Below are 16351 nucleotides of genomic sequence, written 5' to 3' on the forward strand. Positions count from 1 at the left end.
TGACCATTGCCGCCGCTTTGAGAGCGCGCTGTTCCATATCGAGGTTCTGTTCGAGGGTGGAAACCCTTGCATATCCGGTCTTCTCGCCCATCATACCCCGTTGCGTAATGGAGCATGCTTATGCAATCCTGCCCGGATACGCGGCTCTAGGCAGCTGATTTCATTGCGTTTTCTGCGGCCTGTGCAACGCGTGTATAAACGATCGTTTGCGCAACGCTCAAATGCGCGTAGTATCCTCACGCCCGAGAAGCAGCGATTAGGTGTATGACTATGATGAAGGCGATCTGGCCAGAACCTTCGGACCCGGAAAGCATGATGGAAGCCGCGATTGACCTGTTCGGCGACGAGGCAGCGACTGCCGTGGCGCATTGCGGTCTTGAGGCCTGGACCGACGGGCGAGCAGACGATTTCGCATTCTGGGTCGACATTTTCCGCAGTCTGACGGGGATGCCTTCGGCCGGCGCCGGAAATTAAGCGGACTGGTCGGTGCGGCGCCTGTCCGTCGATAGCCATTGATTTTGCGCGATGCAGGCTGCTTCGGCCTCTTGCGTTGCAGCGCCCGCGGCATTATATCCGTAGTAACTTGTTGCAGCTGCGTATATGCAGAATATCTAATTGAGCGCGATTAGGTCTGATTGGCGTGCGTTGCGTCTCATTAGCGTCCATTTCCTGCAGCGTTTATCGTTTCGTATTGACTTGTGCGCATGCGTGGCGCATACATAAATTACTCCGGCGTGACCGATTAGATATTATGGTTGCGCCGGCATACAAAGGGCTCCCGCGGGAGCCCTTGCTACTTTTAGGGTTGGGGGATCTTGGGGCGCTCTGCTATTTTCGTCGACGCGGGCTATCTGTTCCCGCAGGGGAGCACTGCACTCACCGGTAACAAAGTGGCTAGGGCGAAGTTGTCACTCTCGGCGAGGTCAGTCATTGAGGAACTGAAGGCGTTCTGTTCCACGAAAGCCCCTACTGGGTCACTGATGCGCATTTACTAGTACGATGGAATAAGACCAGGTGCAGCGATGAGCGCTGATCAGACTGCCATCGCCGACATGGATGACATCAAGTTGCGCCTCGGGTTCATTAATGGGCAGGGGCAGCAAAAGGGCGTGGATTCGCTTATCGTGACTGACTTGATAGAGTTGGCACGGCAAAGGGCTATCTCTGAGGTGGTGCTGCTGTCTGGCGATGAAGATGTCCGAGTCGGCGTGCAGATTGCTCAGAACTATGGGGTTCGGGTTCATTTGCTGGGCATTCATCCGGCGCGAGGATCGCAGTCGCCGACCCTCAGACAGGAAGCCGACACCACCTCTGAATGGGACAAGCTCACCGTCGAAAAGTTTCTGTCGCTGCGGTCCGTTCACCAGCCTGCAATGACCGCTATAGCGGCATCGCCCGCCAAAGCGGCGGTACCCGCCGCAGAAACTGCCGATGATGATAATGGACTTATCATTGCTGCCGCGTGCTCTTTCGTCGCAGATCTCCAAGAGGCCGACCTTCAGGCAATTAAAATCTTCTGGAAGGACAACAGGGGAGTTCCCCCCGAATTCGACGGCAGGCTCCTGGCCCAGACGGCTGAGAAGATCAGCAGGCGTTTAGAGAAGGCCGAGATGAGAGTACTCCGTTCCCGGTTTCGAGAGGAGGTCACAAAGCGACGAGAAGGGTAGAGTTGCCTGCTGAGAATATCACTGTGAATAAGCAGAAGGCGAAATCGATTTTAAGCGGAATGTAGGTGTGTTTTGCTAGATTTAATGCTCACACGGCGAATGCATCATCCGCGCCACCCAATACCTCTGGGCGAATTTCGTTGCCTGCATCATCAAAGGCATAAAGGAGGGATATTCGGGTACCATTCCAAACGTAGCGGTAATGGACCGTCTGAATCGTTCGGCCAAGAACGTCGCCTCGGAGTACCGCAATGCAAATGGCTGAGGGCCGCTCCGGCGGATGATAAATCACGCCGTCCGCGCCTTCGGGCACCGAACCTCCCAATCTCCAGCGTTCCTCGCACGATAGATCGATCGGATACTTTCGAAAATCGATGAACCGCCCGCTCACCGGTGTCTTGAGCAATCGCATATCGAGGCCGATTGGCGCTTCCTTGGTTCGCGACAAGAAGGCCTGACGACGCTCGACAGACATAGCGAGCGCGGTCTGACGATCGTCTGCCAATTCCAGTGCCGGGCGACTACCGTCGAAAAAGCGGATTCCCTCCGGGTTCAGGTACTTGAAGGGAGCCAGGTTCCAGTTCTGCAGCCTCGGCGCCCTCGGATCGGTATGAGCGGATAGCAGCCGGCCCTCCGACTGGAGACGCGGATTCGTCTTGTTCTCTATTTCGACAAGTGCCTCGATCTTGTCCTCGCTGACCAATCCCTCGTACACCGCGACTGGCGGGAACCGTGACGGAATTAGCCGATAAAACTCGTCCTTGATGGCGACCTCATCCATTTGTCACCCGCCACGCTGAGCATCGAGGTACTGGCGCACTCTGTAGATATCGACAACCCTCCCCTGCAGCATGGTGTCGAGTGCACTTGCTCCATCGAAGAAATCGTTGGGTCGGCGAATCCAATCGTCGGCGCGCTCCTCTATGGTAAAGAGAATTCGCAGTGCCTTCCAAATGCTGAGAATGTGCGACAGGCGCTCAACCGTGTCGGCGGGCAACGTGCCGCCCGCCTTCTTCCACTTGAAGAACGTCGACCGACCTGGAGATCCCAACAGCTTGATCTGATCGTCGGCAGACAGACGCCACCGGTCGGCAATGCGGAAGAACGCTTCGAGTTCTGCAGGGACTCGAGCAGAATCGCTGCTTGGAGATGACCCTCGAACTGGTTCTGTCATAAAAATCTGCTCCTAAGTCCAAGTGTGTACTTGAACAACGAATGAGTCCATTCTTATATAATCCATATCTGGACTCATCCAGAATTTTAATCCGGAATTGGACTCCGTCAAGAACGGAGGCCTGTATTGTAAGGAGATACTCATGTCGAATACGAATAAGCCGGGCCGGGAAGGTCATCCTGAACACCCCGACGTCCCGAAGGGGCCGCCCAGCCATACTCCGGGTCGCCCCGATGGCCCGCCAGTGCCCTCTCACCCCCCGTCCCACCGGCCGGTCGGCTGACGGAGGTGAACGTTCTTAAGCGCGGCTCGGATCAGGACAATTGGTGGCAGGCCTATCCTGGCTTGTATGCCCGGGAGTTGGCGGCCTATGAGGGGCACGGCGCCTCTCACCGGCCGTTAATCCAACAGGACGGCACCTTGATCCTCGAGGTCCTTTGGCCGATGGACAGTGCCGGGTCCATCCGACTTAATGTCGGCTACTCGCCGCTGCATCCGTTCTGCCGACCCTCGATATCCGCGCCTGAACTGCAACTCGAGCGGCATCAGAATCCCTTTACGAGGGATTTGTGCCTGCTGACGCAGGACTCTGCCCAGTGGTACCCCCATCAAATGGTCGCGGACTTCATAGCCGAGCGGTTATCGCAGGTCCTGCAAGTCATGACACTGCGGCGGAACGAGCAGTGGAGTGAGGCAGCCAGCCTCGAAGAACAAGCTCCCGACCCTGTAACGCCATATCATATGCATGTTGCCGAGGAGTATTCGGCGGTCTTTTTTGATGGGCAGCAGACCGTTCCAAATGCCCCCCTCGGAACCGCAGTTTTCCTGCTCCAGGACCGCCTGGAGCGAGGAAGGTCTCCACCGTTTCAAGCCATTCTGAGCAAAGTGGAGCCATTGAGCGGCACCTGGATGGCGAAGCCCTTCGATCTCCCGAAACGGGCCGGCCCATGGAAAAACGTCATCGGGCGCTGGATACGCCTGGAGCCGCCATTCCCCGAGGCCCCGGAGGAGATTTTGGCGGCGGCCGAGAAGGCGATAGAGCGACAATCGGCCCTCTTCCCCGCTCACCTGAAGAAGCTCGGATCAATTGCCGACGACGATCTATCGATTACCGCCGTGGTTTTTCAGGAGGAGCTTTCCTACGGCCCTGATAACAAGGGCAACGGTTGGTTCTTTCTCGTCAGTCGGCGCGTGCCTGGCAGCCGCCGGCGACAGGTTTCCTTGGTGCGCGGATACCGTCTGTCGAGCGATATGCTCTCGCGACTGCCTGTCGCGAGTGCTTTGAAAAGCAAAAAGGTTGTTCTCGTAGGGTGCGGCGCCATCGGCAGTTTCGCTGCAGTCGAGCTTGCGCGCTCAGGCGTCGGTCAGCTGACGATCATCGATTTCGATCTCGTCGAGCCTGGCAACACGGTCAGATGGGCGCTGGGTCGTTCGGTGTGGGGCCTGCCAAAGACAACCGCGCTGCACGATTTCCTCTATCACAACTACCCTTGGACAAATGTCGGGCGTGGACACGCTAAAGTGGGCTCAGCAATCTCGAATGTGGACGACGTCCGCAAACTCGAGGGGAATCCCATGCGTTGGCTTCGAGCATTGATCGAGGACGCCGACATTGTGGTAGACACTTCGGCCTCGACCGAGTGTCAGGGCGCCTTGGCCTACATGTGCCGTAGCATAGGAAAGCGGTACGTACTCGGCCACGCAACCGAAGGCGCGGCCGGAGGCGTTGTGGCGAGATTCAAACCGGGAGCCCCGGGTTGTTATGTCTGCTTGCAGCAGCATTGGTCCGGCAAGACGCTCCCGCTCCCAACTATTGACAGCTCGGGCACGATAGTTCCGACCGGCTGCAACGCGCCAACGTTCACCGGAGGCGCCTTTGACCTGCAGGAAGTGTCGATGGAAGTTGTACGCAGCACGATCGGACTGCTCGCCCCGGACGTGTACGATTCGGGTGACTGGCAGCTTTCCATTCTTGATCTGACCGAAAATGGCCGCCGCATTCTCCCGCGGTGGAAAGCCGAGACGATCGCACCACATTCGAGCTGCAGCTGCGGAGCGTCACAGGGATGACAATTTGGTTGGGGCGCGACGCAGCTCAAGTAATAATCGAACAGGCCAACATATTCTTTCCGCTCGAGACCGGCGGTGTTCTCCTCGGTTGGAGAGATGGCGAAGATCGGGTTGTCGTTGATATTGTAGGTGCTGGCCCGAAAGCGCTGCATGGTCGCCATACTTTCATTCCGGACCACTCATGGCAGGTCGAGCAGATAGACGAAGCATTCAGGAACACCGCGGGCGACCTCGACTATCTTGGGGATTGGCATTCCCATCCGGCTGGGGTCGCCGCAATGAGTTCCGAAGATCGATCCACACTCAGACGCATTTCGCGACGAGTTCGCCACCCTATAATGGTGATCGCAGCTGGCCGGAATGCGAATTGGACATTCGGAGGTTGGATGCAGTTGCGGCCGCGACTCTTGCGCCGTTCCGTCGCGGAGTGTCAGCCAATTCAGTACTTTGCCGTGCCTTCTGAATGGCCGCGAGCTCCTCTTTCAGCCGAGTGACGAGCATCCTCGGTTCTCCCGCTCAGATGACAAGCCGCGCGCCCTACCCGCCTTGCGTTCGGCGTCGTTGTAGAAGCTGGCCGCCTGGGTACCGACTTGTGCAGCGACTGCTGGCGGACAGCGGAATGCCGCGGTTATCCAAGCTCCCTCGTCCCGCTCACTGATCACTCTATGGCGCCGGTTCCTGTAAACGTCAAACAAGAGACACCTGCTGTCCATTCTGTCGTGTCCGCGACACAGCGCTCGCCAGCTGAGATCAGGCGCCACGCATGCACGTCATTGAACAATATACAGAAAGTCTCTTCCCATAAGTTTGTGCAAGCTGGCACAACATTTGATGCTCCTCTGTCGCATGCGTCTGGAGATACCGACCCCGGTGGGGATGGATAGCTTAGCGGTCGTTTGAGAGAGGCAAAAAGCAGATGTCCTCGTCAGCTCATATACCAGAACGCGCGTGCCAGGCTCACCACCTCCCGAAAATGCGCCCGCCGTACTTTGGACCTGTTTCGGGGCGTCCGGCTGGAGGATGCTACTGATGAAACAGCGGCGAAATGAAATGAAGGTGCTTGATCTGGACTGCTTTGATCGTAAGTTGCCTTTGATTTGTGACCTGGATGGCACACTGATAAAATCAGACAGTCTTCACGAGAACCTGTTTGATGCCTTCTTCCATTCCCCGCAGCAGTTGCTTCGCACGATTCCAAACTGGTTTAAGGGGCGCCCGGCCCTGAAGGAAGCTCTGGCGAAAGTCCGTTCGGTTGAGCCGCAGGCGCTTCCCTACCGTGAACAGATGCTTGACCTGATACGCCGCGCGAGATCTGCCGGGCGTGAAACCTATCTCGTTACGGCAGCTGATCAGAGCATAGCAGATGATATCATTTCTCATCTCGGCGGTTTCGACGGTGCCAAGGGGAGTAGTGGCTCACTGAACCTCAAGAGCCGGCGCAAACTGCAATGGCTTCAGGAGAGCTTTCCCGAGGGATTCATCTATGCAGGCGACAGTGCCGCCGACCTGCCGATCTGGGAGGCGGCTTCCGGAGCCGTTCTGGTTGGCGACGGAGTAAAGTTCGAAAGCAAACTCCGTGAGGCTGGCGTCGAGGTTAGGACGCTCAGTCCTGAAAAAAGTCATCCGGTGAAGGATTGGCTTTCTGAACTCAGGATACACCAGTGGTCGAAAAATGTGCTGATCTTCGTGCCTCTGTTTCTCGGCCGCATTGCGGACGACTTCCATGCTGTACTGAAAACGACGTTCGGTTTTCTCGCTTTCGGCCTGATTGTTTCGGCAACCTATATTATCAACGATCTGGCTGATCTGGAGGCGGACCGGGCGCATGCGACCAAACGCTTCCGGGCAATCGCTGCAGGCCGAATCAGTGTCATGAACGGCTTTCTGGCGTGTCTGGTTATGCTTGCTACAGGCATTGGGACGGCCCTCCTTTTGGACCATCAATTCGCGCTGGTTGCTTCTGTCTATCTCGCGCTGACACTGGCCTATTCATTCCGCCTGAAGCGTGTTGCGTTACTCGATGTGACAGTTATTGGGGCGTTATTCACCTTAAGGATTGTCATGGGTCAGGTGCTGAACGGCCTGGCATTCTCCCCTTGGCTTTTTTCGTTTTCAGTAATGTTCTTCATTTCGCTGGCTCTGGCAAAGCGTCATGTGGAAGCAATGCGCGCGTGCTCAAATCGCAAGGACACCATCGAAGGGCGCGGATACTTGCCTGGCGACTGGCCGCTAACCTTGGGCCATGGCCTTGCGTCCGCTTCGGCCTCGATCGTCATCATGCTGCTTTTCCTCGCACTCGAGCCCAGAGTGACGCACCTATATCATAATCCAGCATGGCTTTATGTTGCGCCGCTCGGCGTTTCCATTTGGCTGCAAAGGATCTGGCTCCTCAGTCATCGTATGGAATTGCACGACGACCCTATTGTCTTCGCGCTCAACGACAAGACCAGCTGGTTTATCGGCGCCCTCATCGCGTCGGCGTTCGTGATGGCCATGTGAAATTAAGCAAATGCCAATATGCAAGAGATAACCCCTATAACTTTGAATGCGCCGCTCGTACTCCTAACTGGAGCTGCCGGCTGGTTGGGCGGGCGGGTGGCGGCCGCGTTGACGACGGGCCTGCCGGATGCAGGACTTCTCGCAAACGGAAGCTTCCGGGTAAGGGCCCTCGTGCCTAAGGGAGAAGACATATCTGAGTTGCGCAAACAGGGCATGGAAATCGCGACAGGTGACCTTCGGGAGATGCAGTCCGTCCGCGCGTTCGTCGCCGGCGCCGAAGGCGCCGTTCTCATTCACATGGCAGGTATCATTCATCCCAAAAATGTTGCCCAGTTTGAAGCAATCAACACACAGGGCACGATCAACCTCGTTACTGCAGCGCAAAAGGCAGGTGTGCGGCGCGCTGTCGTCATGTCGTCGAATTCGCCGGTCGGCTTCAATCCTCACTCGGACCACAGATTCACGGAGGAAAGCCCCTATGATCCCCATGCGGGATACGGCCGCTCCAAGATGCTGATGGAACGGGCACTGCGTGCGGAAGTGGCTGCTGGCAGCACTATGGAGATTGTCATCGTGCGCGCGCCCTGGTTTTACGGTCCCAATCAGCCTTCAAGGCAAACGCTTTTTTTCAAGATGGTCAAAGAAGGCAAGTTTCCCATTATTGGATCAGGGCGGAACCGCCGATCCATGGGTTACACTGACAACCTGGCTCAGGGCATTCTTCTGGCCGCAGTTCACGAGCGGGCTGCGGGAGATATTTTCTGGCTTGCAGACGAGACGCCCTACACCATGAACGAAATCATTGAAGTCGTTGGAATGGTCCTGCACGAAGATTTCGGCATGACGGTAAAGCCCAACCCTTTCCGTCTGCCGGACATCGTAGGCGGCGCCGCAACGATACTTGATGCTACCCTCCAATATGCCGGGATCTATCACCAGAAGATCCATGTGCTGTCGGAAATGAACAAGACAATTGCCTGCGATATCACCAAAGCCAGAAAAGTGCTCGGATACGCCCCGAAAATTGCGTTGCGCGAGGGCATGCAACGTTCGGTCGATTGGTGCGTCAAAAACGGTCAGTCATTCTAGTCAAGCTTGCCGAGGAGCTGTGAGGCCGTCAGTGCTGGTGCAAACTTCTTCAATTGTCTCCAGCGCACTTGTTTCAAGTGCTATAGGATATGCCATAGGTTGGCCTGTTTCGAAGTATTTTGACAGCAACACCACGATGCGCCTGCTTCTGTCGCCGGTCATCGGACTTGGGATATTCGGCGCCGTAGCCGTTTCCATTTTTCATTTTTTACCCATTACAGCGATCAACCTGATGCTGATCGTCCTTGGTTTGTCCGCTGTCGCATTCTGGCTCTCGAAAGGCACCATAGACCCGCTCCTGCGATCGCCTGCGAGTCCCGGCTTTTGCTGGTTCACTGTTGCGTTTCTCCTCTGCCTTTTGCCAGCTTTCGAGATCATTCCGCAGCATTATGGAGGTAGCGTCGGCGTCGGTCACCCGATCTGGGACCATGCAAAGATCGCGATCGTAAATGAAATCGCTCAAAACGGATTGCCTCCCGCCAATCCATTCCATTCCGAAGCCGGATCTCCCAACACCCTAATTTACTACTACGTCTGGCACTTCATAGCCGCCTGTTCATCCGTGATAACAGGCGCAACCGGCTGGGAGGCCGACATCGCTCTTACCGGCATGACCGCGCTTTTCTCCACGTTTGTCGTAACTTGGCTGGCTGTGGCGCGAAGCAGAAGTGCATATGCCGCTTGGTGGTCACTCCCGCTCTTATTCGTCGGTTCGCTTAAGCCAGCCGTGCGATTTGTCTTCGGAAAGTGGCTCGAGAAATGGATGGCACCCGAACATGGCCTCCAAACGTGGATTATCCAGGCCCCCTGGGTACCCCAGCACGTCTTTTCCGGGACGCTGGCCCTGATTGCCATCATGGCATACCTGCGAATTTTATATTCCAACGCCGGGCGCAATATGGCTCTGGCAGTATTTATGGGCGCAATCTTGGCTTCTGCTTATGGGAGCTCGATGTGGGCGGGCAGCTTATCGCTGCTTTTGATATTACCCCTTGTGGGGGCGCTGTCGGTCTCACATGTGCTAAAGGTCAAACGGCTTCTGGAGGTTCTCATTTCACTTTCGGTCACAGTCGTCATAACCCTACTCTGTGCAGCCGTGCTTATTCGCGAACAGTCCGCTATATTACACACTAGGAAGGTCGTGGAGTTTTGGGTTTTTCCCATTTTTGCCGGCGATTATTGGTTTTTGGACATTCCAGGATTCTGGCTTGTTCTGGTCTTTCTTGAGTTCGGAATAATATATTTATCATTCCTCATCTGGAGTTTTGCCAGACCCTCTGACGACAGTAAGCGATACGCACACATTGACTGCGCTTTAACTGTCTCGGTGCTGGCGCCTCTATTTTGTACACAGATACTCCATAGCGTAATTATGTACAATGATTTAGGATGGCGTGTACTCATTCCATCTATGCTTGTCATGACTGCGCTGACTTCTGGGCTTTTCTCCACAACTATCGGTAAAGGCACGCTAGTTGGGCGCCTCACAACCATAACAGCTATTATTTTACTCGCCCCCTCAATTTTGGTTGGCGCCAAGTCTGTCTATTCGAACACCTTCAAATTCCAGGTCGAAGGACCTGATTCAGAAGAAGGCACTGCTTTCAAAGCATCCCCTGAGATGTGGAAAGCTGTCCGCGAGGTAACGCCTCCGAATGAAGCGGTGGCCAACAACCCGCTTGATCTAGCAAGTGTGACCTATACACCGGCAAATATCTCCTGGGCAATTTTGTCTCAGAGACGACATTGCGGAACCACGCTTGATTTTTTGCGCGCCTATGCTGCTCAACTGACGCCTAAAAAAGCATCAGAGATCTATAATTTCTTCGTACGCGCTTTCGCCGGCCTGGCAACAGAAGACCATCTTAGAATTATGAAGGAAAAATATCGTTGTAGAACTCTTGTAGTCACTTCAAGAGATGGTTTGTGGGGCAAACCGGTGCTGGACAACAATTCAGTCTACAAGCTTGTTTCCGAGAAGAAGGGCAAGTGGCGCATTTATCGATAGTTCCCCTGGGCTGCAATTCCCGGTCCTCACTACTGGACCTTAATGTATAACACTTACTCCCTTGCGGCCGATTGGGCGCGTTCTCGAGAGGAATGACTGAGTGCCGCTTCCGCTATCCGGAACGCCAGAGCCATGATCGTCATCTGGGGATTGACGCCGGGCGCCTCAGGAATGACGCTGCCATCGGCGACAAAGAGGTTTTCGACGCCCCGCACACGTCCGTAACTGTCGACTGCACAAGCGTCCCGATGCTCGCCGGGTGGGCAGGTGGAAAACAGATGTATGGTCATCAGGTTGGTCGCTTTTTCAGGCAGAGGCTTGTTCCGGAATTCATCGACCTCATCAGGGTTTGTCCAGCCCTCGTGGCCCGATATACTTGGGATTACCTTCCGGGCACCGGCCGCAAACATCGCCTGTCCGAGGAGGGTGAGAACCTGGCCCAAAGAGATCCAGTCCTCAGGCGCGAGTTTGAAACTGACAAGCGGTTCATTAATACCGGGAAGAGGTCTCACTGAACCCACTCCGCGCGGTCGTATCATGCCGTAATAAGAGCCGCATAAACGCCAAGCCTGCATCAGATCGCCGCGATTGGTCCAGTCTTCCGCAAGTGAAAGGCCAAAGACAGCCGGCGTGAACACCGACCCGCCTATGCGCTGCTCGGGCATGAATTCGGTAACGGCTGTCAGCGGAAGGCGCGACTGGTGCGCATCAACGGGTTCATCAAAAAGTGCCGTCGCTCTGATCGTCGGATGAATGCGCAGGGTATCGCCAATGCGTTTACGCAGGCCAGAACGACGCAAAAGCGCTGGCGTATGAATTGCTCCCGCGCAGACAAACACAAGTCCCGCTTTTACGCGCACGTGCACGCCCTGTCCGCCGGCGTCCTGCAACTGAGCGACGACCACTGCGGCACGTCCTTTCTCGATACGGATCTTGTCTACGCGCGTTCGCGCAAGCAGCCGCATGCCGCGATCCATCGACTTTGGGAGAAGGGTCACCGCCATCGACTGCTTGGCACCATTCGGACAAATGAAAGAACACCGATTGGCGCCCTTGCAGTCACGCTGCCCCCGTTTCAGCTCCGAAACTTTCCAGCCAAGCGCTTCCCCACCCAGCCGCAGAATGTCGGTGGGACGCCCGAGTGGGCCGGGGGTCAGGCTCGCATTCACCGTTGTCTCCGCGCGACCATAATATTGCGACAGTTCGTCCGGGGTAAAATTCTCGATCTTGTAAAGCTTGCGCCATTGATCAAGGAGGTCGCTATCGGCGCGCTGGGCAATCGCGCTGTTGATTTCTGTCCCTCCCCCAACGCAGCGGCCCTCCGCATAAGCAATAGGGGGGCGGCCGATCGCCGCGGTTAATCCTCCGCCGCGCCAGGCTGCCGCGAATGCTTCACTCGCGAAAGGAGAAGCCGATGATGAGGGAACATGCCCACCTTCTTCAAGCATGATCACATATAAACCGGCAGCTGTAAGTACATCAGCAACGCTTGCACCGCCCGCGCCGGAACCGATTATCACCGCATCGGCTTCCAGTTGCAGTTCGCTGTTCAACGAAAACCCGCCCTTCATATTCAAGCCTATGAGGTTTGAGCAGGCCGTGCAGCCAACAGCTTTTCGGCTACCGGCGCTTCATCATAAAATGCAAGCAGCGTCATCGAGCGATAAAGGCGTATGACAGAACCGGCGGGACCGGGCATTCTTTGCAGGAGCCGATAAAATCTGTCTGTTCGGAGCGTGCGCGCCAAGGGACCGCCTGCACCCGCTGAAATCAAGACAGTGCAGAGACCTATGACGATCGAAACGCTTTCGACCGCAAAGCGAATGTGAAATGGGGCAAGTGCGATGGAACGGGTCACACTGCGTGCGACTTCTGACACCACCGCTGGCCTTTCTTCCGCGTCGAGCAATGGCCATAAAGGTGTCAATGTTGCCACGATCACTCGATCGAATGCCAACTTAGCCTCCTCGCGCCAGAAAAATAATGCCCACCAGGACGAGGGCAACACCGATCCATTTGTGAAGGTGGAATGGTTCTCCAAAAAAATAATGCGACGCGATGATAAGCATCGCGAATCCGGAGCCTGCCAGAATCGGATAAGCGACTGATACCTCCAAGGAGTCCAGAGCCTTTGCAAACAGTAGAACGTTAATGCCATAAAATACCACCCCGCCTACAAAGCCGGGAGTGAGAAACGTATCGGCAAGTCCGGCGCTGGGAGGCAGTGAGGCCCGGCCCCATTTCAGCAATATATTGCCAATACAGGAATTCAGGCCCGCAGCAAAAACCAAGATTATCGGAACCGCGTTCATCCTGGGATCAGCCGCAGTGCATAGGGAAGCAATGCCAGGAGCTGCTGTTTGACGGGCGCCTTATGACGTGACCCTCCGCCTTTTCCGAGAGAAGCCCTATTAGCCTGGTACCAATTATAGGTCTCGATCATCATCTGAGAATTAGAGTATCTCGGTGCATACCCAAGTTCCTTTTGCGCTTTGGAGATATCGAAATACATTGCTCTCCCATACATCAGCGAATGGTATGGCCCTAAGGGAGAGAGGCCGAGCGCGCTTGCCAGATTCGCTGCAAGGGCAGTCGGTCCCATCGGGATCGATTTGATTCGACTTCCGGTTTCGGCATGCTTGATTACCACTTGCAAAAGTTCACGCATCGTACCGAACTCGGCAGCACCAATATTGTATGTGGCAAACCCCTTTACATTCGAGGCTGCTATGCATGCCGATGCTAAATCATCCGAGTGCACGAACTGATATTTGTTATTACCCCCACCCAACACTGGAATATCGAGCCCCCGTTCAACCCAGTCAAAGAGAATCTGGACGACGCCTTGGCGGCCATATCCGAGAACTGTGCGAGGGCGCACAATCGCCACATCCAAGCCATCACGCTGCATTGCTTCCTTACAGATAATTTCTCCTGCGAGTTTCGCGCGACCATAATCTTCCGCCGGGTTCGGTTCTGTTTCTTCTGTTACGGGGTTCGATTTCGGCGCACCGAAAACAGCGCTCGAGGACGTGTAGACGAACTTTTCGATCCCCGTCGCGACCGACTCGTCAACGATGATCTGAGTGCCTCCGCAGTTAACGGACCAGAATAGGTCTTTTTCCTTGGCTAGCGGTACCTGCGCAACGTTGTGGAACACCTTGTCTATCCCGGAAAGTGCTTGTCTGACCGCGTTTCGGTCGAGAATTGTGCCCTTGAGAAATTCAAGATTAGGATGACTGAAGCCGGGCGGATTCAGGTCGAACACGCGAACGTAGGTTCCTTGTCTAAGCAATTGCTTGCTTAACAGTTCCCCAAAATATCCGGAGCCGCCGGTAACGAGTGCTGTTTTCACTATCCTGCCTAGACAAATTACAAGTGCCATGATCGAAGTCTTCGACTGGCGCACCCATCGTAAAGTCGGAATTTGCAAAGTCTTTCCATGTTCCGCTCCAGCCGAGCCTGATGTAACCGATGATCCAAGGAAGTTCTTCACCATTGCTTCGGAATCTCCAGCGCGGCGGCGCAGCGTGTATGTGGATGGCTATGCATGTGTCGTGCCAAGCTTGAAAATCGTTCCAAAGCAACGCGATCACTTCGGTGGCGCTATGTCTCGCCTCCCGAATGTCGGGAACTCGACAAATCCAGTGGCACAGTAGGCGCCCAGTCGACTTCGACACACGCCTGCGCTCGTGCCTTGGGAATCAGGGCACGAATTCCACGGTCTGGTCCGTTCCGATCGTCGCCAATCATCTCGACTGAAGCGCTGTGTCAGCTGGAGTGGCGCGCATAAGCCGATCTATCACACAAACATCTGCGGACCCGCTATCGCCAGTAAGGACAACGAAAGATGCTTGGGCGCCTAATCTCGAACGGGACTGGATTTCGCGCCCCGGAAGCTCGCCGCACGCCTCAGGTTCGCCGGGCTACGCCATCAGGCCACTGCCGAAGCGAACACAGCCGGGATCGCGTTGTTCATGAGGCTTGATTGGCGGCGACTGGATCGATGCGCACGACGATCTGGCCATCCGAGGACCGTCCGGCGTCGGAGAGAGCTGGTTGGCTTGCGCTCGGGCACAAGGCCTGATGCGATGGTTGCGCCGTCCTTTACCAGTGCGGCGCAAGGCCGTTTGCCCAACTGACGCTTGCTCGTGGAGGGCGATATGCGCGCCTGCCGCGCACCATTTTCAGCTGTTGATCCTGAACGATTGGCGCCCCGAACCTCTCTTTTGATCAAGCGCGAAAATAATCTCCTCGAGATCGTCGAAGGCCGTGACGGGACACTGCTCCACCTTCACCGTCGGCTGGGCACACCACTGGTTCCCCGCTTTCGAGCAGGCCTCGGAACTCGCGGCGAATAACGTCCTGCAGCATTTTCTCGGTCCGGCGTCAGTTGACGCGAACTCACGAGGCGTCGAAACGCTCAAGCATCTTTTTGAGCTGAGCGTTCTGCAGATAAAGTTTTTGAGCCAGCAGACGTCGCAGCTCTTTGATTTCCTCGTCGAGGATTGCCACTTCGTTGAAGAAAGGATCCCCGGACGACGAGGTTTGTACGGTCTCAGCTTCATTTGTGGCGACAGCGCTCTGCGCAACCCCCTCGGCGCGCGCGTTCTTGGAGCGTTCTCGACATCTGATCTCCGGCTTCTTTTGGGAATTTGCGCTTGTCTGGCTTTGCGGCCCCAGCCTCTTCCCAGCCGCATCCGATTGTTTGGTTTCACTTCGGGCAGGGGTTCCAGGCTCTTGAATGTCAGCTGTGAGGTTCATTTCCTGCAGGGGATTGGGGTCGCTTTCCAGCTGGTCCGATAACATCGACCCGCGATCAACCGCGGAATCGTGATCAGGAGTGCCAGAAGCTTGCGTTGGCTTGTCGAACGGAAGTGGCGACTTGTTTTCCGTTTCGCTTTCGATCACTTCGGGATCAGTGTCAGGCGCAATAAAATTCTCTTGCACGCTTGCCGATCGTCGCCGCGACGCCAATTGAGCAAGAAATTTCCACGGTGTCTTCATAATGTTCCTACCCTCGAAATCGTGGCCTGCGAACGCGCTGCAGGCATGTGCCTTTCCAATGCCCCTCAGCCGGGCATCGTAACGTGCCATCGTCGAATATCTCCCCTCCTCAACATGGACTGGGGGACATTGTCTCTACAAGCGCCTTTTTGCTGGTGATAGCGTGCCAGCATACACAGCCGCATTGCGGTATCGTCCCGGCGTGTGGACCTCGGCTCCGGACCGCCCCATGGAGTGCTTGGAGCATTCTGATCACTGGTTGTGAAGGGGAGCGCACCGCAAGCACCGCGAAGGTTGAAATGGTCCCCTCCATATGACGAAAGGAGGCGATGCAGATCCACCAGCCCGCTGGCGAGCTGGCGAAGACGCGAATTAAGGGAAAATTGACGCGCATCATCCCCAGAAGCTGCTCATGCGAGAGGACACTGATTTTTGAGAAAGGCCATCAGAAGAGTGAACTCGCAGAGAGCTTGAGTTTACAATCCGTTCCTCGATGCAAGCGGCGCCCATTCGCCAGACATCGAAATGGAAAATCCTGTTGCAGTGACGCTTCCGGCGGCCCGCGTAACGCGGCACGCACGCGGGCCAGGTACTCCGGCGAGGCAAAGGGCTTGGTGATGTAGTTGCGGGCGCCGGTTTCGAGCCCGGTCACCTTGTCAGCCCGGATAGCGCCGTATAGCTGCAGAAACGGTCGAGACCCTAGATCTCGCGGAAAAGCCGCCGCGCGGTCCGGACGGGACAAGCCTTCACGCGTTCGCGAAGATAGGTCGCGAGCCGGTCGCCAAACATTGTGTGCTTGCGTTGGCCATATTTCGGAGCCTCTAGCCCCCGCTCGAC

The 16351-nt window shown here is 55.8% G+C and carries 14 protein-coding genes and 1 pseudogene; 8 read left to right on the forward strand and 7 right to left on the reverse strand.

The features are described 5' to 3' along the window. Positions 1-270 precede the first annotated feature (270 nt). Together NGR_RS31025 and NGR_RS31030 are read left to right on the forward strand one after the other, a co-directional pair. Entirely contained in the window at positions 271-474 is a 204-nt protein-coding gene (locus tag NGR_RS31025; RefSeq protein WP_234818709.1) for a hypothetical protein, read from the forward strand. 548 nt (positions 475-1022) lie between these two features. Continuing rightward, on the forward strand, positions 1023-1667 hold the full coding sequence (locus NGR_RS31030; RefSeq protein WP_010875252.1) for an NYN domain-containing protein: 645 nt from the start codon (positions 1023-1025) through the stop codon (positions 1665-1667). Between the two features lie 88 nt (positions 1668-1755). Here the strand turns inward: NGR_RS31030 and NGR_RS31035 are convergent, their stop codons facing one another. Together NGR_RS31035 and NGR_RS31040 are read right to left on the reverse strand one after the other, a co-directional pair. After that, a complete protein-coding gene (locus tag NGR_RS31035; protein ID WP_010875253.1) occupies positions 1756-2448 on the reverse strand; it encodes an RES family NAD+ phosphorylase in 693 nt (230 codons plus the stop codon). A 3-nt stretch (positions 2449-2451) separates the two neighbouring features. Next, the gene (locus NGR_RS31040) at positions 2452-2841 is read right to left on the reverse strand and encodes an antitoxin Xre/MbcA/ParS toxin-binding domain-containing protein (RefSeq protein ID WP_010875254.1); all 390 of its coding nucleotides are present in this window, start codon (positions 2839-2841) and stop codon (positions 2452-2454) included. Positions 2842-3129: 288 nt separating this feature from the next. Between NGR_RS31040 and NGR_RS31045 the strand changes: the two genes are divergently transcribed. The 5 genes from NGR_RS31045 (at position 3130) to NGR_RS31065 (ending at position 10507) form a co-directional block, all read left to right on the forward strand. Next, positions 3130-4911: a ThiF family adenylyltransferase gene (locus NGR_RS31045; RefSeq protein ID WP_010875255.1), complete on the forward strand. Its 1782-nt coding sequence runs from the start codon at positions 3130-3132 to the stop codon at positions 4909-4911. Beyond that, complete coding sequence (locus NGR_RS33900) at positions 4908-5405, forward strand: Mov34/MPN/PAD-1 family protein (protein ID WP_078070322.1); 498 nt, start codon at positions 4908-4910, stop codon at positions 5403-5405. Before NGR_RS31045 ends, NGR_RS33900 begins: the two co-directional genes overlap by 4 nt. Before the next feature lie 535 nt (positions 5406-5940). After that, a complete protein-coding gene (locus NGR_RS31055) occupies positions 5941-7410 on the forward strand; it encodes a UbiA family prenyltransferase (RefSeq protein ID WP_240545230.1) in 1470 nt (489 codons plus the stop codon). Positions 7411-7428: 18 nt separating this feature from the next. Then, positions 7429-8499, forward strand: coding sequence for an NAD-dependent epimerase/dehydratase family protein (locus NGR_RS31060; protein WP_010875257.1), 1071 nt, complete (start codon positions 7429-7431; stop codon positions 8497-8499). A 31-nt stretch (positions 8500-8530) separates the two neighbouring features. Then, positions 8531-10507, forward strand: a complete 1977-nt coding sequence (locus NGR_RS31065) for a hypothetical protein (RefSeq protein WP_240545231.1) — start codon at positions 8531-8533, stop codon at positions 10505-10507. 53 nt (positions 10508-10560) lie between these two features. Here NGR_RS31065 and NGR_RS31070 read toward each other — a convergent pair whose 3' ends face one another. From NGR_RS31070 to NGR_RS31085, 4 genes are read right to left on the reverse strand one after another with little or no spacing between them, the layout of a single operon-like run. Further along, positions 10561-12060 (reverse strand): GMC family oxidoreductase N-terminal domain-containing protein, encoded by a 1500-nt coding sequence (locus tag NGR_RS31070; protein ID WP_240545232.1) that lies wholly within the window; start codon positions 12058-12060, stop codon positions 10561-10563. Between the two features lie 26 nt (positions 12061-12086). Then, positions 12087-12464: a hypothetical protein gene (locus NGR_RS31075; RefSeq protein WP_240545233.1), complete on the reverse strand. Its 378-nt coding sequence runs from the start codon at positions 12462-12464 to the stop codon at positions 12087-12089. 1 nt (position 12465) lies between these two features. Then, a complete protein-coding gene (locus NGR_RS31080) occupies positions 12466-12819 on the reverse strand; it encodes a DMT family transporter (RefSeq protein WP_010875261.1) in 354 nt (117 codons plus the stop codon). Then, positions 12816-14006, reverse strand: a complete 1191-nt coding sequence (locus tag NGR_RS31085) for an NAD-dependent epimerase/dehydratase family protein (RefSeq protein WP_010875262.1) — start codon at positions 14004-14006, stop codon at positions 12816-12818. The genes NGR_RS31080 and NGR_RS31085 overlap by 4 nt, the downstream gene beginning before the upstream one ends. 394 nt (positions 14007-14400) lie before the next feature. Here NGR_RS31085 and NGR_RS33720 point away from each other — a divergent pair. Next, positions 14401-14787: pseudogene (locus tag NGR_RS33720) on the forward strand (ATP-binding protein); the annotation flags it as partial. A gap of 124 nt (positions 14788-14911) precedes the next feature. On the opposite strand, the gene NGR_RS31095 reads toward NGR_RS33720, so the two are convergent. Then, positions 14912-15604 (reverse strand): hypothetical protein, encoded by a 693-nt coding sequence (locus NGR_RS31095; protein WP_010875263.1) that lies wholly within the window; start codon positions 15602-15604, stop codon positions 14912-14914. Between the last annotated feature and the right edge of the window lie 747 nt (positions 15605-16351).

The sequence above is a fragment of the Sinorhizobium fredii NGR234 genome (assembly GCF_000018545.1).
Lineage (GTDB): Bacteria > Pseudomonadota > Alphaproteobacteria > Rhizobiales > Rhizobiaceae > Sinorhizobium > Sinorhizobium fredii_A.

Coding starts and splice junctions, on each gene's coding strand:
- NGR_RS31025 (WP_234818709.1), top strand. CDS start 271: ATGATGAAGGCGATCTGGCCAGAACCTTCGGACCCGGAAAGCATGATG.
- NGR_RS31030 (WP_010875252.1), top strand. CDS start 1,023: ATGAGCGCTGATCAGACTGCCATCGCCGACATGGATGACATCAAGTTG.
- NGR_RS31035 (WP_010875253.1), bottom strand. CDS start 2,448: ATGGATGAGGTCGCCATCAAGGACGAGTTTTATCGGCTAATTCCGTCA.
- NGR_RS31040 (WP_010875254.1), bottom strand. CDS start 2,841: ATGACAGAACCAGTTCGAGGGTCATCTCCAAGCAGCGATTCTGCTCGA.
- NGR_RS33900 (WP_078070322.1), top strand. CDS start 4,908: ATGACAATTTGGTTGGGGCGCGACGCAGCTCAAGTAATAATCGAACAG.
- NGR_RS31055 (WP_240545230.1), top strand. CDS start 5,941: ATGAAACAGCGGCGAAATGAAATGAAGGTGCTTGATCTGGACTGCTTT.
- NGR_RS31060 (WP_010875257.1), top strand. CDS start 7,429: ATGCAAGAGATAACCCCTATAACTTTGAATGCGCCGCTCGTACTCCTA.
- NGR_RS31080 (WP_010875261.1), bottom strand. CDS start 12,819: ATGAACGCGGTTCCGATAATCTTGGTTTTTGCTGCGGGCCTGAATTCC.
- NGR_RS31085 (WP_010875262.1), bottom strand. CDS start 14,006: ATGGTGAAGAACTTCCTTGGATCATCGGTTACATCAGGCTCGGCTGGA.
- NGR_RS31095 (WP_010875263.1), bottom strand. CDS start 15,604: ATGGCACGTTACGATGCCCGGCTGAGGGGCATTGGAAAGGCACATGCC.